This window comes from Achromobacter veterisilvae (genome assembly GCF_900496975.1).
Classification (GTDB): domain Bacteria; phylum Pseudomonadota; class Gammaproteobacteria; order Burkholderiales; family Burkholderiaceae_B; genus Achromobacter; species Achromobacter veterisilvae.
In genome coordinates, this window is record NZ_UFQC01000044.1 from 12124 (window position 1) to 37127 (window position 25004).

General features: G+C 69.4%; 27 protein-coding genes. 15 read left to right on the forward strand and 12 right to left on the reverse strand.

Annotation, left to right across the window (positions count from 1 at the left end; genetic code table 11):
- Window positions 1-174: 174 nt before the first annotated feature.
- From AVE30378_RS27565 to AVE30378_RS27575, 3 genes are all read right to left on the reverse strand, one after another.
- Entirely contained in the window at window positions 175-663 is a 489-nt protein-coding gene (locus AVE30378_RS27565; protein WP_129245623.1) for a copper chaperone PCu(A)C, read from the reverse strand.
- A gap of 28 nt (window positions 664-691) precedes the next feature.
- Entirely contained in the window at window positions 692-1312 is a 621-nt protein-coding gene (locus AVE30378_RS27570; protein ID WP_129245625.1) for an SCO family protein, read from the reverse strand.
- 61 nt (window positions 1313-1373) lie between these two features.
- Window positions 1374-1808 (reverse strand): DUF2946 family protein, encoded by a 435-nt coding sequence (locus tag AVE30378_RS27575; RefSeq protein WP_129245627.1) that lies wholly within the window; start codon window positions 1806-1808, stop codon window positions 1374-1376.
- A 177-nt stretch (window positions 1809-1985) separates the two neighbouring features.
- On the opposite strand from AVE30378_RS27575, the gene AVE30378_RS27580 reads away from it, so the two are divergent.
- Window positions 1986-2690 carry a M23 family metallopeptidase gene (locus AVE30378_RS27580; RefSeq protein ID WP_129245690.1) on the forward strand — a complete coding sequence of 235 codons (705 nt, stop codon included), beginning with the start codon at window positions 1986-1988 and terminating at the stop codon, window positions 2688-2690.
- Between the two features lie 58 nt (window positions 2691-2748).
- On the opposite strand, the gene AVE30378_RS27585 is transcribed toward AVE30378_RS27580, so the two are convergent.
- Window positions 2749-3444: a Crp/Fnr family transcriptional regulator gene (locus AVE30378_RS27585; protein WP_165360320.1), complete on the reverse strand. Its 696-nt coding sequence runs from the start codon at window positions 3442-3444 to the stop codon at window positions 2749-2751.
- A 160-nt stretch (window positions 3445-3604) separates the two neighbouring features.
- Between AVE30378_RS27585 and AVE30378_RS27590 the strand changes: the two genes are divergently transcribed.
- The 7 genes from AVE30378_RS27590 (at window position 3605) to AVE30378_RS27620 (ending at window position 10545) form a co-directional block, all read left to right on the forward strand.
- Window positions 3605-4627, forward strand: a complete 1023-nt coding sequence (locus AVE30378_RS27590) for an ABC transporter substrate-binding protein (RefSeq protein WP_244235167.1) — start codon at window positions 3605-3607, stop codon at window positions 4625-4627.
- Complete coding sequence (locus AVE30378_RS27595) at window positions 4611-5696, forward strand: FecCD family ABC transporter permease (RefSeq protein ID WP_244235168.1); 1086 nt, start codon at window positions 4611-4613, stop codon at window positions 5694-5696. The genes AVE30378_RS27590 and AVE30378_RS27595 overlap by 17 nt, the downstream gene beginning before the upstream one ends.
- Window positions 5689-6426: an ABC transporter ATP-binding protein gene (locus AVE30378_RS27600; protein WP_129245631.1), complete on the forward strand. Its 738-nt coding sequence runs from the start codon at window positions 5689-5691 to the stop codon at window positions 6424-6426. Before AVE30378_RS27595 ends, AVE30378_RS27600 begins: the two co-directional genes overlap by 8 nt.
- A gap of 3 nt (window positions 6427-6429) precedes the next feature.
- Window positions 6430-7035, forward strand: coding sequence for a hypothetical protein (locus AVE30378_RS27605; protein ID WP_129245632.1), 606 nt, complete (start codon window positions 6430-6432; stop codon window positions 7033-7035).
- Window positions 7032-7682 (forward strand): hypothetical protein, encoded by a 651-nt coding sequence (locus AVE30378_RS27610; RefSeq protein WP_129245635.1) that lies wholly within the window; start codon window positions 7032-7034, stop codon window positions 7680-7682. Before AVE30378_RS27605 ends, AVE30378_RS27610 begins: the two co-directional genes overlap by 4 nt.
- A 56-nt stretch (window positions 7683-7738) precedes the next feature.
- Window positions 7739-9898, forward strand: a complete 2160-nt coding sequence (locus tag AVE30378_RS27615) for a TonB-dependent receptor (protein WP_129245637.1) — start codon at window positions 7739-7741, stop codon at window positions 9896-9898.
- Window positions 9899-10011: 113 nt separating this feature from the next.
- On the forward strand, window positions 10012-10545 hold the full coding sequence (locus AVE30378_RS27620) for a hypothetical protein (protein WP_129245639.1): 534 nt from the start codon (window positions 10012-10014) through the stop codon (window positions 10543-10545).
- A gap of 40 nt (window positions 10546-10585) precedes the next feature.
- On the opposite strand, the gene AVE30378_RS27625 is transcribed toward AVE30378_RS27620, so the two are convergent.
- The 3 genes from AVE30378_RS27625 to AVE30378_RS27635 all read right to left on the reverse strand — a co-directional run bounded on the left by AVE30378_RS27625 (window position 10586) and on the right by AVE30378_RS27635 (window position 12885).
- Window positions 10586-11341: an amino acid ABC transporter ATP-binding protein gene (locus tag AVE30378_RS27625; protein WP_129245641.1), complete on the reverse strand. Its 756-nt coding sequence runs from the start codon at window positions 11339-11341 to the stop codon at window positions 10586-10588.
- Window positions 11338-12018 (reverse strand): amino acid ABC transporter permease, encoded by a 681-nt coding sequence (locus AVE30378_RS27630; protein WP_129245696.1) that lies wholly within the window; start codon window positions 12016-12018, stop codon window positions 11338-11340. The genes AVE30378_RS27625 and AVE30378_RS27630 overlap by 4 nt, the downstream gene beginning before the upstream one ends.
- A gap of 84 nt (window positions 12019-12102) precedes the next feature.
- Entirely contained in the window at window positions 12103-12885 is a 783-nt protein-coding gene (locus AVE30378_RS27635) for an amino acid ABC transporter substrate-binding protein (protein ID WP_129245643.1), read from the reverse strand.
- A 194-nt stretch (window positions 12886-13079) separates the two neighbouring features.
- Between AVE30378_RS27635 and AVE30378_RS27640 the strand changes: the two genes are divergently transcribed.
- On the forward strand, window positions 13080-14168 hold the full coding sequence (locus tag AVE30378_RS27640; RefSeq protein ID WP_208742449.1) for a P1 family peptidase: 1089 nt from the start codon (window positions 13080-13082) through the stop codon (window positions 14166-14168).
- Window positions 14169-14257: 89 nt separating this feature from the next.
- Window positions 14258-14875: a PAQR family membrane homeostasis protein TrhA gene (trhA, locus tag AVE30378_RS27645; protein WP_129245647.1), complete on the forward strand. Its 618-nt coding sequence runs from the start codon at window positions 14258-14260 to the stop codon at window positions 14873-14875.
- A 4-nt stretch (window positions 14876-14879) separates the two neighbouring features.
- Here the strand turns inward: trhA and AVE30378_RS27650 are convergent, their stop codons facing one another.
- On the reverse strand, window positions 14880-15353 hold the full coding sequence (locus tag AVE30378_RS27650; protein ID WP_129245649.1) for an Lrp/AsnC family transcriptional regulator: 474 nt from the start codon (window positions 15351-15353) through the stop codon (window positions 14880-14882).
- 137 nt (window positions 15354-15490) lie between these two features.
- On the opposite strand from AVE30378_RS27650, the gene kynU reads away from it, so the two are divergent.
- Entirely contained in the window at window positions 15491-16741 is a 1251-nt protein-coding gene (gene kynU / locus AVE30378_RS27655) for a kynureninase (protein WP_129245650.1), read from the forward strand.
- Window positions 16742-16760: 19 nt separating this feature from the next.
- Here the strand turns inward: kynU and AVE30378_RS27660 are convergent, their stop codons facing one another.
- The 4 genes from AVE30378_RS27660 to AVE30378_RS27675 all read right to left on the reverse strand — a co-directional run bounded on the left by AVE30378_RS27660 (window position 16761) and on the right by AVE30378_RS27675 (window position 19490).
- Complete coding sequence (locus tag AVE30378_RS27660; RefSeq protein WP_129245652.1) at window positions 16761-17174, reverse strand: VOC family protein; 414 nt, start codon at window positions 17172-17174, stop codon at window positions 16761-16763.
- Window positions 17175-17241: 67 nt separating this feature from the next.
- Window positions 17242-17934: a helix-turn-helix transcriptional regulator gene (locus AVE30378_RS27665; protein WP_129245654.1), complete on the reverse strand. Its 693-nt coding sequence runs from the start codon at window positions 17932-17934 to the stop codon at window positions 17242-17244.
- A gap of 85 nt (window positions 17935-18019) precedes the next feature.
- A complete protein-coding gene (locus AVE30378_RS27670) occupies window positions 18020-18880 on the reverse strand; it encodes a hypothetical protein (RefSeq protein ID WP_129245657.1) in 861 nt (286 codons plus the stop codon).
- Between the two features lie 142 nt (window positions 18881-19022).
- Window positions 19023-19490 carry a CopD family protein gene (locus AVE30378_RS27675; RefSeq protein ID WP_129245659.1) on the reverse strand — a complete coding sequence of 156 codons (468 nt, stop codon included), beginning with the start codon at window positions 19488-19490 and terminating at the stop codon, window positions 19023-19025.
- A 159-nt stretch (window positions 19491-19649) separates the two neighbouring features.
- On the opposite strand from AVE30378_RS27675, the gene AVE30378_RS27680 reads away from it, so the two are divergent.
- The 4 genes from AVE30378_RS27680 (at window position 19650) to AVE30378_RS27695 (ending at window position 24998) form a co-directional block, all read left to right on the forward strand.
- The gene (locus AVE30378_RS27680) at window positions 19650-20159 is read left to right on the forward strand and encodes a sigma-70 family RNA polymerase sigma factor (RefSeq protein WP_129245661.1); all 510 of its coding nucleotides are present in this window, start codon (window positions 19650-19652) and stop codon (window positions 20157-20159) included.
- Window positions 20138-21148, forward strand: coding sequence for a FecR domain-containing protein (locus AVE30378_RS27685; RefSeq protein ID WP_129245663.1), 1011 nt, complete (start codon window positions 20138-20140; stop codon window positions 21146-21148). Before AVE30378_RS27680 ends, AVE30378_RS27685 begins: the two co-directional genes overlap by 22 nt.
- Window positions 21149-21266: 118 nt before the next feature.
- The gene (locus AVE30378_RS27690) at window positions 21267-23885 is read left to right on the forward strand and encodes a TonB-dependent receptor (RefSeq protein ID WP_129245664.1); all 2619 of its coding nucleotides are present in this window, start codon (window positions 21267-21269) and stop codon (window positions 23883-23885) included.
- A 63-nt stretch (window positions 23886-23948) separates the two neighbouring features.
- Entirely contained in the window at window positions 23949-24998 is a 1050-nt protein-coding gene (locus AVE30378_RS27695; protein WP_129245666.1) for a hemin-degrading factor, read from the forward strand.
- Window positions 24999-25004: the final 6 nt, after the last annotated feature.

Below are 25004 nucleotides of genomic sequence, written 5' to 3' on the forward strand. Positions count from 1 at the left end.
GCGCGGACGATTTCCGGGATGCGCAATGCCAGCCCGGCGCGCGCCGGGCCTTTTCTGATTCGACCCGGCGCCCGGCGCGGCGTTGCGCGCCGGAGCCGCCTGTTGCACGGAAGGTGTTTCAGCCGTGCAGCACAGGTGTCATTCCGCTTTCATGGGGACGGCTTTCGCCGCGCCTCAGTGGCCGTGGCCCGCCGCGGGCGCGGCCGCCGCGTTCAGGGGCCGCGCCACCGCGTCCACCGGAACGCGCCGCTGGCGGCGCTGGGCGTCCTCGACCACCAGCGTCAGCGCGACGTGCTCGCCCGGCTCGATCTGGCGGGCCAGGTCGATCAGCATCACGTGGTAGCCGCCCGGCTTCAGTTCCACCGCCTGGCCGGCCGGCAGGTCCAGGCCCGGCACCTGCCGCATCTTCATCACGTTGTCCTGCATGGCCATTTCGTGGATCTCCACGTGCTTGGCGGCCTGCGATTCCACGGCGACGAGCCGGCCCGGCGCGGCGGAGGTCAGGCGCATGAAGACGCCGGTGGCGTGCTGGCTGGGAACGGTGGCGCGGACCCAGGGATCCTCCACCGACAGGGAGGCGTCCTGGGCGAACGCGGAAGGGATTGCGCCGGCCAGCGCGCACAGGGCGATGGCGGCCAGGGATTTGATCGCGGTTGTTTTCATGGCGGATTCCTTTTCGGTGAAGATGGCGTCAGAGCACGGTGCGCAGGTCGTCCGCGCATTCCTGCGCGGTCTGCTGGTGGCGCAGGGCGATGCGCAGCTTGCCCTGGGCGTCGATGACGTAGGTCAGCGCGGTGTGGTCCATGGTGTAGGACGAACCCGTGGGGACCCTCTGGTAGAAGACCTTGAACGATTGGGCGGCGGCGCGCGTCTGTTGCGCGTCGCCGCGCAGGCCGACGAACCCGGGATCGAAGGCCTGGGTATAGGCGCGCAGGATCTCGGGCGTGTCGCGCTCCGGGTCGACGGTGATGAACAGGATGCGCAGTTTGGCGGCGTCCGCGCCCAGCAGACCCTTGATTTCGACGGCGCGGGTCAGCGCGGTGGGGCAGATGTCGGGGCATTGCGTGAAGCCGAAGAACAGCATCACCGGGTGGCCGCGGTAATCGGCCAGCCGGCGTTCCCGGCCTTCGGTGTCTTGGAGCTGGAAGTCGCCGTCGGGCATGCCGGACAGGTCCATGCCGTGCAGGGTCGGGGCGTCGGGGCCGCAGCCCGCCAGGGCCAGCAGGGCAAGGGAAGACAGCAGCAGGCGGCGCCGCGGATCGGGCGCGTGCGCCGGCGCGCCGGCGGGCGCGCGCGGAAAGGGGGAATGCATGGAAACCTCGTCGGTTGACGTGTCGTCAAGGCGCGCGGCGGGGCCGCGCGGTCAGGCGGAGTCAGGCGAGGGCGGGCGGGGCGCGGGAACCCAGCGGCGGGCCTTGGGCGCCTCGGGAAGGCGGGACGCCCAGGGCCGGCTTGGGCGGCATGTGCCGGCCGGCCGCGAGCACGAGAGGCGCGGGCGCGGAGGCGGGCGCGGGCGTGGCGTGCGCCAGCAGGCCGAAGGGGCACTGCGCGCCCGACCCGGCGGTATCGTGCCCGGCCTTGTCCTTGCCGCTTGCGGACAGGGCCAGCGCGAACGGCGGCATATCGCCGGCGGCCGAGCAGAACGTGACTTCCAGGCGCCCGTCGTGCAGCGCGCGGGCATCGGGCATGTAGCCCGCCGGAACCAGCGCGCGCAGCGCCAGCGCCAGAAGCGCCAGCCACAGCACGGCCCGGGCGCGCGCGGCGCTTCCGTGGTGCTGGAGGCGGATCCGGTCAGGCAGGGCAGGCATGCCAGGCATTCTACCTGTAGGGCGGTTCCGCCGCGGCATCCGGCGCGGGAGCGCGAAAATCTTGGTACCCTTGAACGCACTCCGTCCCGACATCCGAATTCAGTGTCCCAGGTTTCAGTGCTTTCCTCGTCCGCTCCCGTCCCGTCCTTCGCCTCGCGAGCCGCCGCCAGCCGGGCGATGCCGTCCTTCCGCCTGTGCCTGGCCATCCTGGGAACCGTGCTGCTGTTCCTGCTGTCCGCCTGCGGCACCACCAAGGTCCAGCCGGGCTACTACCGCGTCCAGTCGGGCGACACGCTGACCCAGATCGCGCGCAAGCAGGGCGCCAGCGTGAGCGACCTGGTGCGCTGGAACCAACTGTCGAACGCCAATGCCATCGAGGTCGGGCAGGTGCTGCGGGTCGATCCGCCCGCGGGCCAGGCGCGCGCGTCCGCGCCCAGCAAGGCCAAGAGCCGCTCGCAGGCTTCGTCCAAGCCGGCGGCCTCGTCCACGGCGCGGCGGCGCACGGCTCCGCCGGGCGCGATCTCGCTGGTGTGGCCCGCCCAGGGCAAGGTCACGCGCGGCTACGATGGATCGGGCTCCAACGGCATCGTCATCAGCAACGCTTCCGGCACGCCGGTGGTGGCCGCGGCGCCGGGCACGGTGGCCTACTCCGGCAGCGGCCTGCGCGGCTACGGCCATCTGGTCATCGTGAAGCACAACGCCAGCTTCCTGAGCATCTACGCCCACAACAGCAAACTGCTGGTCAAGGAAGGGCAGCGCGTGAGCCAGGGCCAGAAGATCGCCGAAATGGGCAACAGCGACAGCAAGCAGGTGGGCCTGTATTTCGAGCTGCGCTACGACGGCCAGGCCGTCGATCCGGCGGGATCGCTGCCGCCGAAATAAAAGGCGCGCGGCGGGCGCCTGGCGCATTGCCGATCCGCGGCGATGCTGCGCGCACCGCTCAGATGTGCACCAGTTCCTTCAGCGAATCCAGCTTCAGGATGCATAGTTCGCCCCGCCGGTCCGAGATATAGCCCTGGCGCCGCCATTTGGCGAAGATCCGGCTCAGCGTCTCCGCGCGCATGCCCAGCTTGACCGCGATCTGCGAATGGCTCAGCGGCAGCACCACGGGCTGATTGCCCTGCGGCTTGCCCGCGCGCAGGATGTATTCGGCCACGCGCTCCTCGGCCGAGCTGGAGGTCAGCCAATCGATCTGGTCCGTGTGGTGGCGGATGAGATTCGCGCTGTGCGCCATGACGCGGCAGGCAAAGCGCGCGTCGTTCAGGCAAAGCTGGCGGAAGGCTTCGCCGTTGAGCAGGCAGCCACTGCCGTCGGTGCGCGCGCGCACGCTGTGCAGGTGCCGGGGCCGGGTTTCGAACAGCGTGGACACCGACAGCCAGCCGCCGGGGCCGACATGGCCGAATACCTTGTCGTCGCCATCCGCCGTGTATCGCAGGCCTTGAAGCGACCCCGCGCACACCAGGAGGCAGGACGTGGCCGTCTGGCCTTCGGAGAAAACCGTGTCGCCCGCGCCGAACTCCAGCCAGCGGCTGCGGCTCGCGAGGGCGAGCAGGGCGCCGTCGTCCACGCCGTCGAACCACGGATGCCCGCGCAGCGCCGATATCAAGGGCGCGGAAAGTGAGTTGACAATAGTCATTTGATCTGGCCGCCTGTGCAAATAGAATGAATGCGACTGATTCTTATTTGTGATCGTACCACTACGGAGGCCGCCACGCCCGGCTGGCCTCGCAGGCAAAACCAGCTCCCTCATGTCCATTTTCCTGTGTTCCCGCGCCGCTTTGGCCGCGGGGGTCCTCTTGTCGTCCGCCGTTTGCGCGGCGCCCATCACGTTCAACGACATGCTGGGCAATCCCGTCAGCCTGCCGGCGCCGACGCAGCGCGCGGTGACTCTGCCGATGCCCGCCGGATCGCTGCTGATCTCGCTGGACGGGGGCGCGGATCACCTGGCGGGCATGCATCCCAACGCCTACGAACTCATGAAGGACGGGCTGCTGGCGCGGATCTTTCCGGCCACGGGGGCCGTGCGCACGGACATCACCCGTTCCGGTTTCGTGCCCAACGTCGAAACGCTGCTGCAGATCCAGCCTGACCTGGTGTGGCAGTGGGGGCATATGGGCGACGACCTGATCGCGCCGCTGCGCAATGCCGGACTGCCGACCGCCGCGCTGGTGTACGGCACCGAAGACCGCACCCGCGAATGGATACGCCTGATCGGGCTGTCGCTGGGCCAGGAGGCTCGCGCCGCGGCCCAGTTGCAATGGCGCGACCGGGTGCGCGCCGGGATCCGGGCCGTCACCGACGGCATTCCCGCCGACCGGCGGCCGGCGGTGCTGTACCTGTCGCGCTATGCGCCGCAATTGCGCGCGCCCGGCGGCAATACCAGCTTCGAGGACGACATCGCGCTGGCGGGCGGGCGCAACGTATCCGCGTCCATCTCCAGCGGGCAGACCGTGAACATCGAGCAGATCATGGCCTGGGCGCCCGACGTGATCCTGCTGAACAACTTCGAGCCCGGGCTGACGCCCGACACCCTGTATCGCGATCCGCTGTTCGCCGACATTCCCGCCGTGCGCGAGCGCCGCGTCTACAAGGTGCCGCTGGGCGGCTATCTGTGGGATCCCCCCAACCAGGAGTCGCCCTTGTATTGGCAGTGGCTGAGCCTGCTGCTGCATCCGGACAAGTTCGCCTGGCCGTTGCGGGACAACATCGCCGAGGCCTACGGCGAACTCTATGGCCGCCGTCCCGGCGCGGACGAGATCGACGCCGTGCTGCGCATGAAGCTGAACGAGGGGGCCGCGGGCTATGAACGCTTCCGTTGAATCGGCGCGCGCGCCGGGCCAGGCGATGCATGCGCGCAGGGGAGCCTGGTCGTGGCCCTGGCTGCTGATGGCGCTGGCGCTGCCCGCGGCCGTGCTGGCGGCGCTGTGCGTCGGCCGGTATCCGCTGGCGCTGTCGCAGGTGTCCAGCGCGTTGGCCCGGCTGGCGCTCCCCGATGGGCTGGCGGCATGGCTGCCGCCGGTCGGCGCCACGGAGTATCGCGTCGTCGCGCAGGTGCGGTTGCCGCGGGTGCTGCTGGCGGTGCTGGCCGGCTCCAGCCTGGCGATGTGCGGCGCGGCGCTGCAGGGCGCTTTCCGCAATCCGCTGGTCGGCCCGCAGATCCTGGGCATTTCGTCGGGCGCCGCCTTTGGCGGCTGCGCGGCGATCCTGCTGTTCTCGTCGCTGTGGATGACGCTGGGACTGGCGTTCGCCGGGGGGCTGCTGGCGGTGGCCATCGTTTATATGCTGGGCCGCTCGAACGGCCGCACGACCATTCTGATGCTGGTATTGGCGGGCGTGGTGACCAGCGCGTTCTTTTCCGCGCTGATCTCGCTGACCACCTATTTCGCGGATCCGAATGACAGCCTGCCCGCCATCGTGTTCTGGCTGATGGGCAGCTTCGCCACTGCCACCTATGCCAAGCTGGCCGCCGCCGTGCCGGCGATCGTGGCGGGCATGGGGCTGCTGTATGCGCTGCGTTTCCGCATCAACGTGCTGTCGCTGGGCGACGAGCAGGCCAGCGCGATGGGCGTCGCCGTCGAACCGCTGCGCTGGGTACTGCTGGGATGCGCGACGCTGGTGGTGTCGGCCAGCGTGGCCGTATCCGGCACCGTGGGCTGGGTGGGACTGGTGGTGCCGCACATCGCGCGCATGCTGGTCGGGCCCGACCACCGGGTGCTGCTGCCCGCCAGCGCGCTGATCGGCGGCGCCTACATGGTGGGGGTCGATACTGTGGCCCGCAGCGCGACCAGCGCCGAGATTCCGCTGGGCGTGATTACGGCGCTGATCGGCGCGCCGCTGTTCGCGTGGCTGCTGCGCCGGGCCCAGCGCCGGGGAGCGCACCATGCTTGAACTGAAGCAATTGGCCGTGCAGGCCGGCGGGCGCCGCTTGCTGAGCGATCTTTCGCTGCGCCTGCCCGCGGGCCAGATCCTGGCGGTGCTGGGGCCGAACGGCCGCGGCAAGACCACGCTGCTGCGCACGATCCTGGGGCTGCAAGCCCGGGCCGCGGGCGCCGTGCGCCTGCAAGGCCACGCCGCTTATGTCCCGCAGCGCAGCGACACGCTGTTCGCCTACGACGTGCTGACCATGGTCAGCATGGGCCGGGCGCGCCATCTGCGCTGGTACGCGGCGCCGGGCGCGCGCGATTGGAGCATTGCCCGCGACTGCCTGAAGGCGGTCGGGCTGGCGCACCTGACGGATCGCCCGTTCCATGCGCTCAGCGGCGGCGAGCAGCAACTGGCCTGCATTGCGCGCGCCATGGCCAGCGCCAGCCCGATCATCGTCCTGGACGAACCCGCGGCGGCGCTCGACCTGCGCAACCAGGACCTCGTCCTGTCGCTGCTGCGCCGGCTGGCGAGGGAGCAGGGGCTGGCCGTGGCCTTTACCACGCACCAGCCGCAGCACGCGCAGCATATCGCCGACCAGACCTTGCTGATGCATGCCGACGGCTGCGAAGTCGGCCCCACCGAGAGCATGTGCGTGGAAGAGCGCCTGAGCCGGCTGTACGGCCTGCCGGTGCGCGTGGCCACGCTGCCGGGCGAGTCCGGCGACATCCGGGGCGTGATCCCCGTCTTCCGTTGAATCATGAGAAACACGATTGCCTATCTGAACCACTGGACCGGCGACGGCCCCGCCGCGCTGACCGGCGGCGCCGCGCCCCGCGCCGCCTGCGTGCCCCTGTATGGGCTGCACGAGCTGCCGCTTGCCGACTATCGCGCGCTGCTGGTCCCGGCGCACGCGGACCAGCGCTATCTGCTGGAACAGCGCGCCCGGCTGGAAGCGTATCTGGAGTCGGGCGGCACGGTGGTCTTCAACGGCCACGTCGCGTATCCCTTTCTGCGCTGGCTGGCGCCCTTCGTGCCGGGATCGGCCGCGGGCGTCGCGGGCCTGCGGGTGAATCGCGCGGCGCCCCATCCGGTCTTCGACGGCGTGGATCCCGAACACCTGACGTTCCGGCGGGGCGTGGCGGGCTTCTACGCGCGCGGCAGCAACCCGCCGCCGGCCGGCGCGCGGGTGCTCAATACGCTGGGGCCGGACGCTCAGCCCATCGACTGGGTCCTGGCCCTGCCGGGCGGCGGGCGCCTGCTGACGCATTCCGGCAACGACCTGTGGATGTACGCGGGCAGCGCCGACAGCGCCGGCCGCATCGTCCCGCAATTGTTCGACTGGCTGCATGGAGACGCGGCATGACTGCAAGACGCATCCCCGTGATCGCGGCGCTGGACGCCGGCACGTACTACCACCACCGCACGTTCCGCACGCCGGAGCTGGCGCCCTGCATCGACCGCAAGATCTACATCCGCGACCTGGACGGCGAGGCGCTGCGCGGCTGCGACGCGCTGATCGTGTCGTGCCGCAGCAATCCGGATCTGCTGGTGCCGCACCGGGACCTTTTCGCCCGCTTTCTGGCCGCCGGAAAAACCCTGGTCGCCATGGGAGAAACCCATTCCGAGCGCTGGCTGGACAGTGTGCGGTGGACGCCGTCGGAGGTGAATTTCTGGTGGTGGAAGGAGCCCGGCGCCGATTCCGGCCTGCGCCTGGCGGCTCCCGCGCATCCGCTGTTCAGCTACCTGACGCTGGCCGACGCCACCTGGCACCAGCACGGTTCTTTCGAGCCGCCGCCGGGCGCGCAGTCGCTGATCGACAAGGCCGGCGCCGGGTCGGTGCTGTACGAAGACAGGCACAGCACGCCGGGCCGCCTGATCGTGACGTCGCTGGACCCGATGTATCACCACGGCAGCCATTTCATGCCCGCGTCCAGCCGGTTCCTGCGCGGATTCCTCCCCTGGCTGAAGGATTCCACCCCCGTCATCGACCAGGACATGGCCTGCGCCTGACACGGCGCGGGCGCTCGCGTCGATCCCGCTTTTGCCCCCCTCAAATGTGTGCATGTATGCAACGCTTCTATCTGTATGCCCCCCTGGTCGGCGCCGGACTGCTGACCGCCTCCCTCTCCACGCCGTCCGTGGCGGCGGACGTTCCCCAGTTGCCGTCGATCCAGGTCACCGCCGACGGCGCGGCCGATGACGGCCGCCTGCGCCCCATTGGGGCGACGCCGCCGCCCGCCACGATCGACCACAACGTCACGCAATCGGTCAGCGTGGTCGACAGCCAGGACATCGACCGCCTGAACACGATGAGCACGCTGGACCTGTTGAGCCGCGTGCCCAACGCCACGGTCAGCCGCAGCGGCGGCATCGCCGGCACCCTGTTCCTGCGCGGACTCAACACCAACGACATGCGGGTGCCGATGTTCATCGACGGCGACCGCTTCCGCGGCCGGAACACCTTGCAGTTCATGCTGATCAGCCCGACCGAGATCGAACAGGTCGAAGTGATACGCGGCCCGAATTCGTCACGTTTCGGCAGCGACGGCCTGGGCGGCCTGGTCAATTTCGTCACCAAGCGGGCGCACGGCAACCTGAGCCAGCCGTTCGGCCTGAACGGCGGCGAAGCCTCGGTCACGTACAGCACCAATGGCGACGGCGTGCAAAGCAACGTGGCGCTGGAAGGCGCCGGCGACGGTTTCGATCTGCGCGTCTACGCCACGGGGCGCCGCGCCAGCAACTACGACAGCGCGGCGGGCGAAGTGCCCAACAGCGACTTCCGGGGCGCGGGCGGCGGCATCGTGCTGGGCTACATGCCCGACGCCCGCCAGCGCATCGAAGCCAGCGCGCGCGTGGCCTATGTCAAGGACGGCGCGGCCGGCACGGTGCCTGAATACCCCTTGAGCTACAGCCGCCGCGATCCGCTGAAGGTGAAGCAGGGCAGGCTGGCCTATACCGGCGAATTCGACGGGATCATCAGTTCGCTCAAGGCCAGCGTCTACGTGAACGAGTTCGGCACCATCATGGCCACGCACAACGAAACCAATCCGGCGCGCGTGGTCGATTCGCGCAGCAACGTGATCGGCCCCGTCGTGTGGGGCGGCAGCGTCGCGGCGACGATACCGTGGGCCGATACCAACACGACCTTCGGCCTGGACTTCATGCACGAGCGCCGGCCCGGATCGGAATCGCGCAGCGACGTCACGGTGCGCCGCCCCGACGGCAGCACCGTGACGACCAGCACCCCCTATGCCATGACCGGGCCCGATCAGTACCAGACGAACGTCGGCGCGTTCCTGACGACGGAATGGAAGCCCGCGCCGAAATGGACCGTCACGGCGGGCGGGCGGTTCGACTGGTTCAACTCCGACGTCGGCCTGGAACCCTTGCCGTCGCCCAATCTGCTGCCCGCGTTCCGCGCCGCGCAGAACACCACGGAAACCGCCACCACGGGCAGTCTGGGGCTGGCATACCGGGCCACCGAGGTCATCGAACTGCTGGGCAGCGTGGGCACGTCGTTCCGCATGCCGTGGACCTCGGAGATGTTCAGCAGCGGCTACACGGGAACCAGCTACACCATTCCCAATCCGGGCCTGAAGCCGGAGCGCGGCGTGAACCTGGAAGCCGGCACCCGGCTGCACTTCGAGCAGGCCACCGTCGGCCTGACCGCGTTCCGCAGCAACTACAGCGACTTCCTGGAGAACGTGACCACTTCGTATGAGGGCCTGCCCGCCACGCAGCGCCGCAACGTGGGCAAAGCCCGGATCCAGGGCCTGGAGCTGGATTGGCGCTGGCAGTTGAGCCGGGCCGTCAATCTGTATGGCAACGCCAGCTATCTGCACGCCACCAACCGCACGACGGACACGCCGCTGCAGTCGATCGCGCCGCTCAGCGGCCTGGTCGGCCTGCAATACCTGGGCCCCAATGAAGCCTATGCGCTGAGCGGCGAACTGCAATGGGCCAAGGGACAAAGCCGTTATGCGGAGCGCGCCGAGTATCCGGCCGGGGGCTTCGGGGTCGTGAACCTGTACGCGCAATTGCAGTTGGACCGCCTGGGGCTGCCGCAACTGGGCAATACGCAACTGGTGCTGGGCGTGAACAACCTGTTCGACCGCGCCTACCGCACCGCGGCGACGTCCTCCAACGTGGCCTACGCCATGACCGACCTGAACCCGCTGCTGGAACCCGGCCGCAGCTTCAGCCTGACGGTGCGCACGCGGTTCTGAACGCGCCCGTCCGCCGCGACGCGGCTGGCCGCGTCCTCCACCCCTTTACCACCCACGCGAAGGCGGGCCGCCACGGCGGCGGCTCGTTGTCGCGCACAACGCGGAGATACTCCATGATTACCCCCGAACAACAGGCTTCCACGCTGACCGTGATGGCGGAAGAAGGCCCGCTGCCCATCTGTTTCGACGCTGTCCAGGCCTACCACGGCCATGGCGCGCTTGCCATGCTGGCGCTGACGTTCCAGGGCCTGCGCGGCGCGCTGCCGCGCCTGGAAAAAGAGGGCGCGCCCGTGCCGCGCGAGGAATTGTCCGTCGTCAGCGGACATCCCGGCCCCGGCGTGCGCGACGCGTTCGAGTTCGTGACGCGCGCCGTCACGCGCGGCTGCTACACGGTGGATCGGACCCTGGCCGAGGCGCGCTACAGCCGCGCCGCGGACAAGTCCTACAGCTTTCATCTGCGCCGCGGCGCGCAGAGCGTCCAGGGCGTGCTGCGCGCGGGCGTGCTGCCGCCGGAATTCTTCGATTTATTGGGGAATCCCGCGGCGGACGCGCAGCGCGCCCATGCGGAACTGCGGCGCCAGATCGCGCGGCGGGTCATCGCGGCCGAGCCCGAATCGCTGTTCGACTTCATCCTGGCGGAACACTGAGGCCGGTCCGGCGCGATCTTTCCCGGGGTAGCGGCCCGTCCTACAGCGCCGCTTCCTGCGTCAGGGTCGAAATGAACGACGCGGTGCGCGGGTCCGCGGGCCGCGTGAACAGCGTCCGGGAATCTCCGGATTCGACCACGGTGCCGTCCAGCAGGAACACCACTTCGCGCGACACGCTGGCCGCCAGGCGCAGATCGTGCGTGGCCATCAGCATGGTCATGCCTTCCGCCGCCAACTGGCGCAGCACGTCCACGACTTCGGCCGCCAGGCCGGGGTCCAGCGCCGAGGTCGGCTCGTCGCACAGCAGCACGCGGGGCGCGGGCGCCAGCGCGCGGGCGATGGCCACGCGCTGCTGCTGTCCGCCCGACAGGTTGGCGGGCCAGGCATCCGCCTTTTCCAGCATGCCGACCTTGCGCAGCAGTTCCTCGGCGCGGGCGCGGGCGCGGTCGGCGGGCCACTTCTGCACCGTCAGCAGGCCTTCCATGACGTTGCCGATCACGGTCTGGTGCGGGAATAGCTGGAAATTCTGGAACACCATGCCGGTCTGCATGCGCACGCGCTGCACCTGGTCGCGGACGAGCTTGCGGCCGGGCTCGAATTCCACGGTTTCCGGGCCGATGACCAGCCGGCCGCGGTCGGGCACTTCCAGCAGGTTCACGCAGCGCAGCAGGGTGCTCTTGCCGCTGCCGGACGGGCCGATCAGGGCGGTGACGCTGCCTTCGGCGATGCTCACGTCCACTTGCTTGAGCACGGGGTTGCCGCCGAACGCCTTTTCTATTTTTTCCAGGCGGATCATCGGTTTTTCTCGGAAAACACGGCATGCTGGCCGAAGCGCCGTTCCAGGCGGACCTGGGCGGCGGACAGGACGGAACTGAAGGCCAGGTAGATCAGCGCGGCCTCGGTGTAGAGAATGAGGGGTTCGTAGGTGACGGCGGCGATGCGCTGGGCGGCCTGGAAAATCTCGGGCACGGTCAGGACCGCGGCCAGCGAGGTGTCCTTCACCAGCGCGATGAACGAGTTCGACAGGGGCGGCACGGCGACGCGGGCCGCCTGCGGCAGCACGGTGCGGCGCAGCGCCTGCGCGCGCGTCATGCTCAGCGAATAGGCGGCCTCCCATTGGCCCTTGCCGATGGATTCGATGGCGCCGCGGATGACCTCCGAGTTGTAGGCGCCCACGTTGAGCGTGAAGCCGATCAGCGCGGCGGGCAGCGGATCCAGGACGATGCCCGCGCTGGGCAGCCCGTAGAAGATCACGAACAACTGGACCAGCAGCGGCGTGCCGCGGATCAGCCACACGTAGAAGCGCGCCACGGCCACCAGCGGCGCGGGGCCGAACAGCCGTATCAGCGCCACGACGAAGGCCAGCGCCAGGCCCAGCGCGAAGGACATCAGCGTCAGGGGAACCGTGAACATCAGCCCCGCCTTGAGCAGGGGCCAGAACGAGTCCGCCATCAGTTGCGCCCAGGGCGGCACCGCCCACCCGCCGGCTTGCGCCAGCAGCCAGTCGGGCAGGAAGGCTTGCAGCCAGGAAGGTGGCGTCATGGGGGCTCCAGCCGCTTACTGCGCCGACAGGTCCGTGCCGAAGTACTTGACCGAGATGGTCTTGTAGGTGCCGTCCGCCTTGATGTCGGCCAGCGCCTTGTTGATGGCGGCCTGCAGCTCGGGATTGCCCTTGCGGATCAGCACGCCCGAGTTGCTGAACTCGGCCGTCTTGTCGGTGGCGGCGATCTTCACGCGGGCGTTGGGCTTCTGCTTCTTGAAATCGAGGAACGACAGGTTGTCGTTCACGGTGGCTTCGACCCGGCCCGAGGTGAGCAGGTCGATGGCCTCGTTGAAGCCCTGCACGGCGACGACTTCCGCGCCGTGGCTCTGCGCCAGCTTGCCGAAGTTGCTGGTGAGCGTGTTGGCGGATTTCTTGCCCTTCAGGTCGTCGAAGGACTTGATGCTGGTGTTGTCTTCGCGCACGATGAGCACGGCGGCCGAGGAAATGTACGGATCGGAAAAATCGTACTTGGCGCGGCGCGCCTCGGTGATGCCCACCTGGTTGATCACGGCGTCGTAGCGCTTGGCGTCCAGCCCGGCGATCAGTCCGTCCCATTTGCCTTCGACGAACTGGGCCTTCACGCCCAGGCGTTCGGCGATGGCGCGGCCGATGTCCACGTCAAAACCGGTAAGCTGGCCGGATGCGTCGTGGAAGGTGAAGGGGGCATAGGTGCCCTCGGTGCCGATTTTGAATACGCCCGCGGATTTGATTTGGTCCAGGCCGGATTGGGCGTGGGCGGCGGACAGCGCGGCGACCTGGATGAGGCCGGCGGCAAATAGTGTGCGAAAGAGTTTCATGGCGATGCTCCACGGATGGCAGGGATCACTGTGGAGAGCATGTGGGCCTGCGATGCCCTCCGGCGTAGCCGCACTCTAACAACGCGCCTATTTTTCCACAAAGCATAAGGAATAGTAAAAATATAGCGGCAAGTCATATGTAGATATCCCCGCCCCGGCGCGGTCCGGCCGGGGCTCATTCATGCGGGAACTTGATGGAGATCGGTGTGGAACAGCGATGGAACAGACGGACTTTCATGGTGGCTGCCGCGGGCGCGGCGGCGGCGGCCGGAGCGATGCCGGCCCAGGGCGCCAACGGCTTGCAGTCGATGCCGGGCGGAGGCAGCATCACGGACGTGGCGGGCCTGCGCGTGGGCCACTACACCGATACGCGCCGCCCGACGGGCTGCACGGTCATCATCGCCGAGGCCGGGGCGACGGGCGGGGTCGACGTGCGCGGCGCGGCGCCCGGCACCCGCGAAACCGACCTGCTCAATCCCGCGAACCTGGTCGACAAAGTGCACGCCGTCCTGCTGGCCGGCGGCAGCGCGTTCGGACTGGACGCGGCGTCCGGCGTCATGCGCTACCTGGAAGACAGGAAGATCGGCTTCGACGTGGGCGTGGCGCACGTGCCCATCGTGCCCGCGGCCGTCCTGTTCGACCTGGGCGTGGGCGACGCGTCGATCCGGCCCGATGCCGACGCGGGCTACCAGGCCTGCAAGTCGGCCACCGCCGAGGCGCCGCAGGAGGGCAACGTCGGCGCGGGGACGGGCGCGACGGTGGGCAAACTGTACGGATCGAACCGCGCCATGAAAGGCGGCATCGGCACCGCGTCGCTGACCGTGGCGGGCGTGACCGTGGGCGCCATCGTGGCGGTCAACGCGGTGGGCGACGTGCTGGACCCGTCCACCGGCCGCATCCTGGCCGGCGCGCGCACGGCCGACGGCAAGATGCTGCTGGACACCCGCGCCGCCATCCTGGCCGGCGACCTGCCCAGGTCGATGCGCGAAGGCGCCGCCACCACCATCGGCGCTGTCGCCACCGATGCCCTGCTGACCAAGGCGCAGGCGCAGAAGATCGCGGGCATGGCGCACGACGGCCTGGCCCGCACGATCAATCCGATCCACACCATGCTCGACGGCGACACCATCTTCGCGCTGGGCACGGGCGCGTCCGGCAAGGCCGCCAACGTCATGCTGCTGGGCGTGATGGCGGCCGAGGCCATGGCGATCGCGGTGCAGCGCGCCATCCTGTCGGCGCGCGCGCTGGAAGGCTATCCGGCCGCGGTGGACTTCATCGCCTGATGCCCTTCGCCGCGCCGCTGACCCGGCGCTGTCACAGTACGCGTCCATGATGGGAGCCGCCGGCGCATGGCCGGCGGGCGGAGGGACGCATGTACGAAGGCGAACGGTTCAACGGCGCGACGCATCTGGCCGGGCTGGCGCTGGCGGTGACCGCGTCGGGGGCGCTGATCTCCCGCGCGGCCGAACTGGACGTGGACGCGCGGCAGATCGCCGGCTGCGCCGTGTTCGCCGCGTCGATGATCGCCGTCTATGCCTCGTCGGTCCTGTTCCACTGCTCGCGCGGCCGCCGCAAGGCGCTGTGGGCGAAGGCCGACCATTGCGCGATCTACCTGCTGATCGCGGGCACCTATACGCCGCTGGCGTTCGGGCCGGTGCGGCACGGCTGGGGCGCGGCCATGGGCGTGGCGATCTGGCTGCTGGCCGCGGTCGGCATCGGCCGCGAACTGTGGTGGGCGCGCGGCGCGGCGCCGGCCTTGCCGCTATATCTGGGCATGGGGTGGCTGGGCGTGATGTTCGCCGCGCCGATCGCGGGCGCCCTGTCGTCGGCCGGGCTGGCCTGGCTGCTGGCGGGCGCGGCCGTCTATACGGCGGGCACGCTGTTCTACGTGAACGATAAACGCTGGCGGCACGCGCACGGCATCTGGCACCTGTTCGTGATGGGCGGCACGGCCTGCCATTTCGTGACGGTGTTCGGCTTCCTGCGCTAGCGCCCTAGCGCCAGCCGGCCAGCGGCAGCATGCCGCCGCGGCTTTTCACTTTGCGCATGACGATGTGCGAGCACAGGTCGCGCACGCCCGGGATCTTGCTGAGCTTGTCCTCGACGAATTGGGAGAACGCCGCGAGGTTGCGGGTGCGCACCGTCAGGATGTAGTTGGACGCGCCCGTCACGATGCTGGCCTCCGTGATTTCGTCGTGCAGCGCGATGCCGGCCAGGAATTCCTCGTGCCATCCCGGACGCGACTGGTCCAGCGAAACATGGACGACCGCCTCCAGTTCGAAGCCGAGTTTCTCGGCATCCAGCACGGCGCGATAGCCGCGGATCAACCCCGCTTCCTCCAGGGCGCGCACGCGCCTGAGGCAGGCCGACGGCGACAGCGCGACCTGCTCCGCCAGGTCCTGGTTGCTGAGATGGCCGTTCTCCTGCAGGCGGCAGAGAATCCGCTGGTCTATGGCGTCGATCTGCATGGCGCAATCCAATTCCAAAAAATCCGATCAGGTGCAATTCAATGCGGAAACCTAGGGTAATCCGCGCCCGGATTTGCAATATATCAGCCTGCCCGCGCTGATAGTATTTATCAGGAAAATTGCCCGATGGAGCTGCGATGAAGACCCGCGACGACTGCGTGAACGCCGACCGCCAGGATCCCCTGGCGCCCCTGAAAGACCGGTTCGACCTGCCGCCCGGCGTCCTGTACATGGACGGCAATTCCCTGGGCGTGCTGCCCAAGGCCGCCGCCGCCCGCGCCGCCGCCGTCATCGGCCAGGAATGGGGCGCGGGCCTGATCCGTAGCTGGAACACCGCGGGATGGTTCGAGCTGCCCGCCCGCCTGGGCGACAAGCTGGGCAGCCTGCTGGGCGCGGGCGAGGGCGAACTGGTGGTCACCGATACGACCTCGCTGAACATCTTCAAGGCGCTGGCCGCCGCGCTGCGCATCCAGCAGCAGAAGCAGCCCGCGCGCCGCGTCATCCTGTCCGAGCGCGACAACTTCCCCACCGATCTCTACATGATCCAGGGCATGATCGACCTGCTGCAGCAGGGCTACGAAATGCGCCTGATCGACGACGCCCTGCCGCTGGAAGACGCGCTGGACGATTCCGTGGCGGTGATGCTGCTGTCGCACGTGAACTACCGCAGCGGCCAGATGCACGACATGGCCGCCGTGACCGCGCTGGCGCACCGGCGCGGCGCGCTGGCCATCTGGGACCTGGCGCATGCCGCGGGCGCGGTGCCGGTGGACCTGAACGGCGCCGACGCGGACTTCGCCGTCGGCTGCACCTATAAATACCTGAATGGCGGCCCCGGCTCGCCGGCCTTCATCTGGGTGGCGCCGCGCCACACCCGGGAATTCCGGCAGCCGCTGTCCGGCTGGTGGGGCCATACGCGGCCCTTCGACATGGCCGTGGCCTACGAGCCCGCGGGCGGCATCCGCCGCTATCTGTGCGGCACCCAGCCCATCGTGTCGCTGTCGCTGGTGGAGTGCGGCCTGGACGTGGCCCACGCCGCCGACATGGCCGAGGTGCGCAAGAAGTCGCTGGCGCTGGGCGACCTGTTCATTGCGCTGGTCGAGCAGCGCTGCGCGGACCATCCCCTGACGCTGGTGACGCCGCGCGAACACGCGCAGCGGGGCAGCCACGTCAGCTTCCGCCATCCGAACGGCTTCGAGGTGATGCAGGCGCTGATCGCGCGCGGCGTGATCGGCGACTACCGCGAACCCGAAGTGCTGCGCTTCGGCCTGACGCCGCTGTACTTCGGCTACGCCGACGTCTGGGACGCCGTCGACATCCTGAAGGACGTGCTGGACAGCCGCGCCTGGGACAAGCCGGAGTTCAGGCAGCGCGCCGCCGTGACCTGACCGGCGGCGCCAGGGCGATTCAGGCGCTGGCCAGGCTGGAGGCGCGCTGCGCGGCGGCGGGCTCCTGTGGCGCGGGCGCGAAGACCCGCAGCCGGTGGCCGTCGGGGTCCAGCGCCACGAAGGTGCGGCCGAAGTCCATGTCGGTGGGCGCCTGCAGGATGGGCAGGCCGCGCAGGCTCCAGTCCACGTGGCGGCGGTTCAACGCGTTGGCGTCGGCGACGGTGAACGCCAGTTCGGACGCGCCGCCGCGGCCGGCCGCGGCGGGCTCTACGGTGTGGCGCGACCACAGGCCCAGCATCAGGCCGGAATCCAGCGCGAACAGCGCGAAGGTGGGCGAGCTTTCGACCGGCGGACGCTGCAGCAGCGCGCTGTAGAACGCGGCGCTGGCGGCCGGCTTGTCCACGTAGAAAATGACGAAATTGGTGTCGGACATGATGCGCTCCAGGGAAGTAGACGCGCTCATCTTAGACAGGGGTACTGTCAGTTTTTGGCAGTAGCCTTCAGCCGGAATGCCCGGCTTCGCGATGGATCGCGCGCCACTCCTTGAGCAGCGCATGCCGGCGCCTGGGATAGCGCGGGCCGGGCGCCAGCGTGGCGATGCGGTCGGTGCGGAAATGGCGGAAGTCCTGGCGCAGTTCGCACCAGGCCATGACGATGCGCACGCTGTCGAAAAACCCCAGCGCGAAGGGCCAGATCGCGCGGGCGGAATCGGCGCCCTTGTCGTCGCGGTAGGTGATGTCGAGCTTCTGTTCGTTGCGGATCGCCTGGCGGATGAGCGACAGGTCGACGCGGTCGACCACGGCCATCGAACTGGGGCCGACCAGCAGGGGAATGGCGTCCAGCTCGTCGCGCAGTTCCGCGGGCAGCACGGCGCCGATCTTGGCCAGCGCGTTGCGCGCGGCCTGCCCCAGCCGGGGGTCGGAGCGGTCCGCCACCCAGCGCGTGCCCAGCACCAGCGCCTCGATTTCCTCGGTGCTGAACATTAGGGGCGGCAGCATGAAGCCGGGCCGCAGCACGTAGCCCACGCCCGGCTCGCCCTCGATCTCGGCCCCCTGCGATTGCAGGGTGGCGATGTCGCGGTACAGCGTGCGGATGCTGACGCCCAGGTCGGCGGCCAGCCGGCGCCCGCTGACGGGACGGCGGTGGCAGCGCAGGGTCTGGAGCAGACCCAGGAGTCTTTCGGCGCGGGACATGGGGCGGGGCGGGCGGATGGCGGATCGCGTAATGCTGCCATGAAACGGCAGCATCCGGGGCCGTTTCCGCCCGGCAGGCCCCGGATCAGGAGCCGGCCTTCCTGCCGCTCGCCACGTCGAGGACCGCGCCGTCTTCCAGGCTGATGCGGTAGATCTCGCGCACCACGTTGCCGGCGAAGCCGATTTCGACGATGGACACGTCCTTGAACGTCGTGGCGATGCCCTCGGGCAGCACGGCGTTGAACTTGTCCGCTTCCTGCTTCATAGCGTCCTGCAGGCGCGCGTCGTACGGCGTCATGCTGTAGACCAGCGTGGTGTGCGGGTTGTGCGCGCGCACTTCCTTGCCGTCCTGCACGGTGTTCACGCCGCTCACGCCCAGCGTGCGGACCAGATCGCGGCCGGCGTCGCCCATCTTGGCGTAGACGGGGCCGGTGACGCGCGGCAGCGGGCCGTCGCGCAGGGGCGCCAGGGCGGCGGTGGCCACGGTGTTGTAGCGCATCATGTCCTCGAAGCCCTGGCCGCTCTTGACCACGCCCAGGTCCAGCCACCACGGATGGCCCGCGCCTTTGGCGGCCTCGGTGGGGTAGAAGCTCTTCAGCGTGACCTGCAGCGGGGCCGGCGGCTTGGGCAGCGCCTTCAGCATGCGGGCGGGCGTGCCGGGATCGGCGCTGTGGAGGTGCACCACCGTTACGTGCGGCATGTTGGGCGTTTCGGCCTCGGCCTTCAGGCCGAGCCGGACCAGGTCGGCCTTGAGCGCGCCGTTGACCTTGGCGTCCAGGACGGCGTTGACCTCCTGGGGCAGCCGGTACACCACGCCGTAGGTGGCCTTGTGCTCGCGGAACCCCGGCTGGTCCAGCGCGCTGTTGTCGATGGGCGCCGCGGCGCGCGCGGCGAACGAAGAGGCGAACAGGCCGAGGGCGGCCAGTTGGAAGACGCGCTTGATCATGGTGATTCCTTTTGTCGTGGAGGCCCGCGAGGGTCATCCGCAGTGTGGCCGCCGCGGATGTATCGCGTATTGCACCAAGCAAAAGAATCCCGATGCCAGCCGCCGCAAGTCCGATGGGAGGCGGAGGCCGGCCGATATCCGCCTACCCCAGAAAGACGATGGCGACGATGGCGATGCCCAGCAGCAGGTTCACGCCCACCCAGCGGCGGATGCCGCCCATGGCCAGTCCGCCCGCGGGCCAGTCGGACCGGGCGACCGCCGCGCCCAGCCGCGGGTAGAGGGCAAACCGGATGTAGGCGTAGATGGCCATCATCACGAGGCCGCCCGCGGCCATCGCGGTCCAACTGCGCGGCATGAAGAAGGCGCCGCCCGTCTGCGCCGCCTGGGCGGCTTCCTGCCCGATCATCGCGATGCCCGACAGCAGGATGAGCACGACGGCCGCCAGCACGGCGTTCAGGAACGGGCCCAGCACCGAGGCCATGAGCCGCAGGCGGACCGGCGGTTCCAGCCGGGCCGCGGCGGGGCGCAGGAAACAGTGGGCGAACAGCATGCCTCCGACCCAGAGGATCACGGCCATGACGTGGACGAACTTGAGCGCGCTGTAGAGCATGGGGGGAATCCGCCTCGTGGGAAGGGCCGCCGGGGGCGGCGAAACCTGTCCCCATCATATCCCCGTCAATGCCCGGCGCGCGGACTTGACCTGGATCATGGTTTTGCATTTAGAATGAGATTGATTTCTATTTGTAGTAAAGAGTCCAGGGAGCCTGACGTGCCGAACCCCGTGCTCGCTTCGAGCGACGCCGTCCACCTTTTGTATCGCGCGCATCATGGCTGGCTGCATGGCTGGCTGCGCGCCAAGCTCGGGAACACTTTCGACGCGGCCGACCTGGCGCAGGACACGTTCGTCCGGGTGCTGCGGCACCGCCATGAGCTGGACGCGCTGCGCGAGCCGCGCGCCTATCTCACCACGATCGCCAAGCGCCTGCTGATGAACCACCACCGGCGCCGGTCGGTGGAGCAGGCCTACCTGGAAGCCCTGGCCCTGATGCCCGAGCAACTGGCGCCCTCGGCCGAACAGCGCCTGATCGTCCTGGAAGCGCTGCAGGAAATCGACGAGATGCTGGCGGGCCTGTCGCTGCCCGCGCGCCAGGCCTTCCTGATGGCGCAACTGGAGGGCCTGAGCCACGGCGAGATCGCGGCCAGGCTCAACGTGTCGCTGCGGTCCGTGCACCGTTACATCGCCAAGGGATTCGAACAATGCATCATGGCGGCGATTTGACCGCGCTGCCGGAGGCGGGCGCGGAACTGCCCGCCGTCGAGCGCAGCGTGGCGCGCGAAGCCGCGCGCTGGCTGATGCGGCTGAGTTCGGGCCGGGCCACGGAAGCCGAGCGGCGGGCCTGCGACCAGTGGCGCGCCAGCAAGGCCGAGCACGAGCACGCCTGGCAGCGCGCGCAGCGCGTGAACGAGCGCTTCGGCCTGATCCCGTCGGCCCTGGGCATGGCCACCCTGAACCGGCCGGCGCTCAAGAACCGCCGCGCCGCGCTCAAGACGCTGGCGGCGCTGGTGGCGGCCGGCCCGGCCGCCTGGGCCGCGTGGCGCGCGGACCCCCTGGACTGGAGCGCCGACTACCGCAGCGCGGCCGGGGAGCGGCGCGACGTGCAACTGGCCGACGGCTCCATGCTGCACCTGAACACGGGCAGCGCCGTGGACGTGATGTTCAGCGCCACGGCCCGCCTGCTGCGGCTGCGTTCCGGCGAGATCGCCGTGCATGCGGTGGCCGACACCGCGGCGCGCCCCAGGCCGTTCGTGGTGCGCACCCGCCTGGGCGACATCGAGGCGCAGGCCTCGCGCTTCTGCGTGCGGCAGGAAGGGGTTTTTTGCCGGGTCAGTGTGCAGGAGGGGCGGGTCCGGGTCAGCAGCGCGGCGCAGCCGGGCGCTTCCGTCAGCCTGTCGGCCGGAGAGCAGGGCAGCCTGACGGACGCGGGCGTGTCGCCGCCGTCGCCCGCGGATCCCCACGCCAGCGACTGGCTGCGGGGCGTGCTGTATGCCAGCCGGATGCGCCTGGATGCCTTTGCCGCGGAACTGGACCGGTACCGGCCGGGCATCCTGCGCTGCGCCCCCGAGGTGGCGCACCTGCGGATCTCGGGCGCTTTCCAGTTACGCGATACCGACGCGGTGCTGGCCGCCCTGCCGGCGACCCTGCCGGTGCAGGTGCGCTACCGCACGCCATACTGGGTGACCATCGGGCCGCGCGCGGCCGATGCCTGAGGCCGGCGACGGCCGCAACGAAAATCTTTTAGGAAAAGCTGTCCGATTTGGAATTCACGCGGGTCAGGGTCTGTATAGGCAAACGAATGCCGACACCTTTTGGATCGAAAGGACGACCATGGCTCATCTTCCCGCCGGCCGCGCAAGCGGCTCCCGACCCGCCCGAGGCGCGCAATGCCGACTGACCCATCTTGCCGCCGCAGTGCATGCGGCGCTTGCCCTCACCGCGCTGTCCGGCGCCCTGCTGCCGGCGGCCGGCGCATGGGCCCAGGCGTCGGAGCAGGCGCAGGCCCGCGGCTACCGCATTCCCGCGGGGCCGCTGGCCGAGGCGCTGCCGCGCTTTGCCGACAGCGCGGGCGTGACGGTGCTGTTCGACGCCGCGCTCGTGGGGCAGCGCCGCACGGCCGGACTCGACGGAGTCTATTCGGTGAGTGAAGGCTTTTCGCGATTGCTGGCGGGCAGCGGCCTGGGCGTGCGGGAACGCAGCGCCCGGGTCTACGTCCTGGAGGCGCAGGCGCCGGCCGGCGTGACGCAACTGCCGCCGGTCAAGGTGGAAGGCGAGGGCGCCGTGGCGGTGCCCGCCTGGCAGACCAGCACCGACCGCAAGCGCATGGACGATCTGCAGATCAGGAACTGGAGCGACCTGGGCAAGCGCGCCGAACCCGGTGTGAGCTTCAACCGGCAGAACAACAGCATCAACATCCGCGGCCTGGACCAGGACCGCGTGCTGACGCGCGTGGACGGCATCCGCCTGCCGTGGCTGGACGACGGCGCGCGCGGCGTGAAGGGCGGCCTGGAAGCGGTGGATTTCAACAGCCTGTCGCGGCTGGACATCGTGCGCGGCGCGGACGCGAGCGGCGGCGGTTCCGGCGCCATATCCGGCATCGCCGACCTGTACACGCTGGATCCGTCGGACCTGCTCGGCGACGGCAAGACCTTCGGCGCGCTGGCCAAGACGGACTACGATTCCGCCGACAGTAGCTGGGGCGCCAACGCGGCGCTGGCGGGCCAGGTCCACAACAACACGTTCTGGCTGGTGCAGGCGGGCGTGCGCAACGGCCACGCGCTGGACAACCGCGGCGACGTGGGCGGCTACGGCGCCAAGCGCAGCGAACCCAGCCCCGAGGACTACGACCAGCGCAGCTTCCTGCTGAAGCTGCAGCAGCGCGTCGAAGGCGGGCACCGCTTCGGCCTGACGGGCGAATACTTCAAGCGTAACGCCGACATCGACAGCATGTTCGAGCAGGGCGCCGGCACCAGTTATCTCTACGGCGAGAACAGCACCCGCAAGGAAACCGAGCGCGAGCGCGTGTCGTTCGATTATTCCTACAAGGCGTCCGGCGACGGCGGCATCATCGATACGGCCTCGGCCGTCGTCTACTGGCAGCGCCTGAGGCTGGACAACTCGCTGGACGGCGTGCGCAGCGTCGATTCGCGGGCCTCCGCCATCCCCGGCGATCCCTTCCGCTACGGCTTTCCCAGCGGCGCCTACGGCCGCAGCAATTCCATCCAGCAGACGCTGTTCGGCGTGAACGGCGAACTGACCAAGCGGCTGGCCGGCGCATCGGTGTCGCAATTGTGGACGGTCGGCGGCGAGTGGTACGGCAACAAGACCGAACAGAACTCCAGCGGCTACGACAATTGCCCGGCCATCCCCCCGGGCCTGCCGGCGCCGATGGGCCCGCGCTCCTGCGACATGCTGCACACCAACCAGGCCGACGTGCCGCAGTCCAAGGGCAGCCAGTGGGCCCTGTGGGTGCAGGACGAGTTCAGCTTCGCCGACGGCCGCTACACGGTCATGCCGGCCCTGCGCTACGACCACTACGAACAGAAGCCGCGGTCCACCGCCAGCTACGACAGCAATCCGAATGCCGGCGCGCTGCCGCCGTCCAACAGCGGCAGCCGCTTTTCGCCCAAGCTGCTGGCCACCTGGAAGGCCCGGGACGACCTGAGCTTCTACGCCCAGTACGCCTACGGCTTCAAGGCGCCCAGCCCGACGCAGCTCTACACCAACTACGGCGGCCCGGGCACCTATCTGCGCGTGGGCAATCCCTACCTGAAACCCGAGACCAGCAAGGGCTGGGAGCTGGGCGCCAAGATGGGATCCGACGACCTGGGCGGCGCGGTATCGTTCTTCGACAACCGTTATCAGAACTTCATCGACGGCGACGTGCCCCTGAATGCGAGTTCGCCGCAGTGGCAGCCGGGCTGGGATGGCCAGTATCCTTTGGGGGTGAGCGGGAACGTGAACCGCGCCAAGGTGCGCATCTACGGCGCCGAGGCCAGCGCGCACTGGAAATTCTCGCCGGGATGGCGCACCTGGGGCTCGCTGGCGTGGGCCGTGGGCAAGGACGAGGGCACGGGGCAGTACCTGAACTCCGTGGCGCCGCTGAAAGCGGTGCTGGGGGTGGGCTACGGCCGCGACGTGTGGGGCGTGGACGCGATGCTGACGACCGCGCTGCAACGCAACAAGGTCGAGTATCCCGACGCCGCGGCCGACGCGCCCAACCCCGATTTCAAGGCGCCCGGCTATGGCGTGGTGGACTTGATGGGCTATTGGCGCCCCGCGGCCGTGAAGGGGCTGCAGGTGCAGGCGGGCGTTTTCAACCTGTTCGACAAGAAGTACTGGGAGGCCATCAATGTGCCGACCGCCGGCGCCACCGCGATTCCGCGTCCGGTCGATTGGTACACGGAACCGGGGCGCAGCGTCCGCGTCTCATTGACATACCAGTATTGATTCCGAGCCGCCGCCAGCCGGCGGCGGCTTTCGCAACCCGATTCAACGGCCGGAGGGCCCACTATGAGCAGCAACACCGATTTCACGTCCCGCGCGCAGGCGCTGCGCGCCCGCAACGAGGCCCTGGCCGCCTCCCAGCCCGGGCTGCGCGCCCGCAACCTCGCCCAGGCGCTGGGCGTGTCCGAAGCCGAGTGGGTGGCGGCGGGCTGCGGCGGCGTGCAAGCCACCGCCCTGCGCGGCACGCCCCAGGAAATCTTCCGGGAACTCGGCACGCTGGGCGAAGTCATGGCGCTGACGCGCAACGACTGGTGTGTGCACGAGCGCCACGGCGTGTATGAAGACATCCAGGCCGAAGGTCCGGTGGGCTTGGTGCTGGGACCGGACATCGACCTGCGCGTGTTCTTCACCGCCTGGAAGTCGGCCTGGGCGGTCGAACAGGACGGCCGCCACAGCCTGCAGTTCTTCGACGGCGCGGGCGTGGCGGTGCACAAGGTCTACCGCACCGAGGCGACCGACGCCGCGGCCTACGACGCGCTGGTCGCGAAGTTCGCGGGCGAGGCGCAATGGCCCGAGGCCGCGCCCTATGCGCCCGCCGCCGACGCGGACCGCGTCGAGGACAGCGCGCAATGGCGCGAGGCCTGGCTGGCCATGCAGGACACGCACGAGTTCTTTCCGCTGCTGCGCAAGTTCAAGGTGTCGCGCCTGGCGGCGCTGGCCGCGGCGGGCGAGGACCTGGCGCAGCCCGTGCCCGCGGATTCCGTCGAACGCATGCTGGAATCCGCGGCGCAGTCGGGCCTGTCCATCATGTGCTTCGTGGGCAACCGCGGCATGATCCAGATCCACACCGGCCCGGTGCGGCAACTGCGCCGCACCGGCCCCTGGTACAACGTGCTGGATCCGAAGTTCAACCTGCACCTGGACACGACCGCCATCGCGTCGGCGTGGGTGGTGAACAAGCCGACCTCCGACGGCTGGGTCACCTCGCTGGAGCTGTATTCCGCCACGGGCGACCTGATCGCGCAGTTCTTCGGCGAACGCAAGCCGGGCAAGCCGGAACTGGCCCCGTGGCGCGAACTGATGGCCAGCCTGTGCAGCGTGCCGCTGGCCGCCTGAGGACGA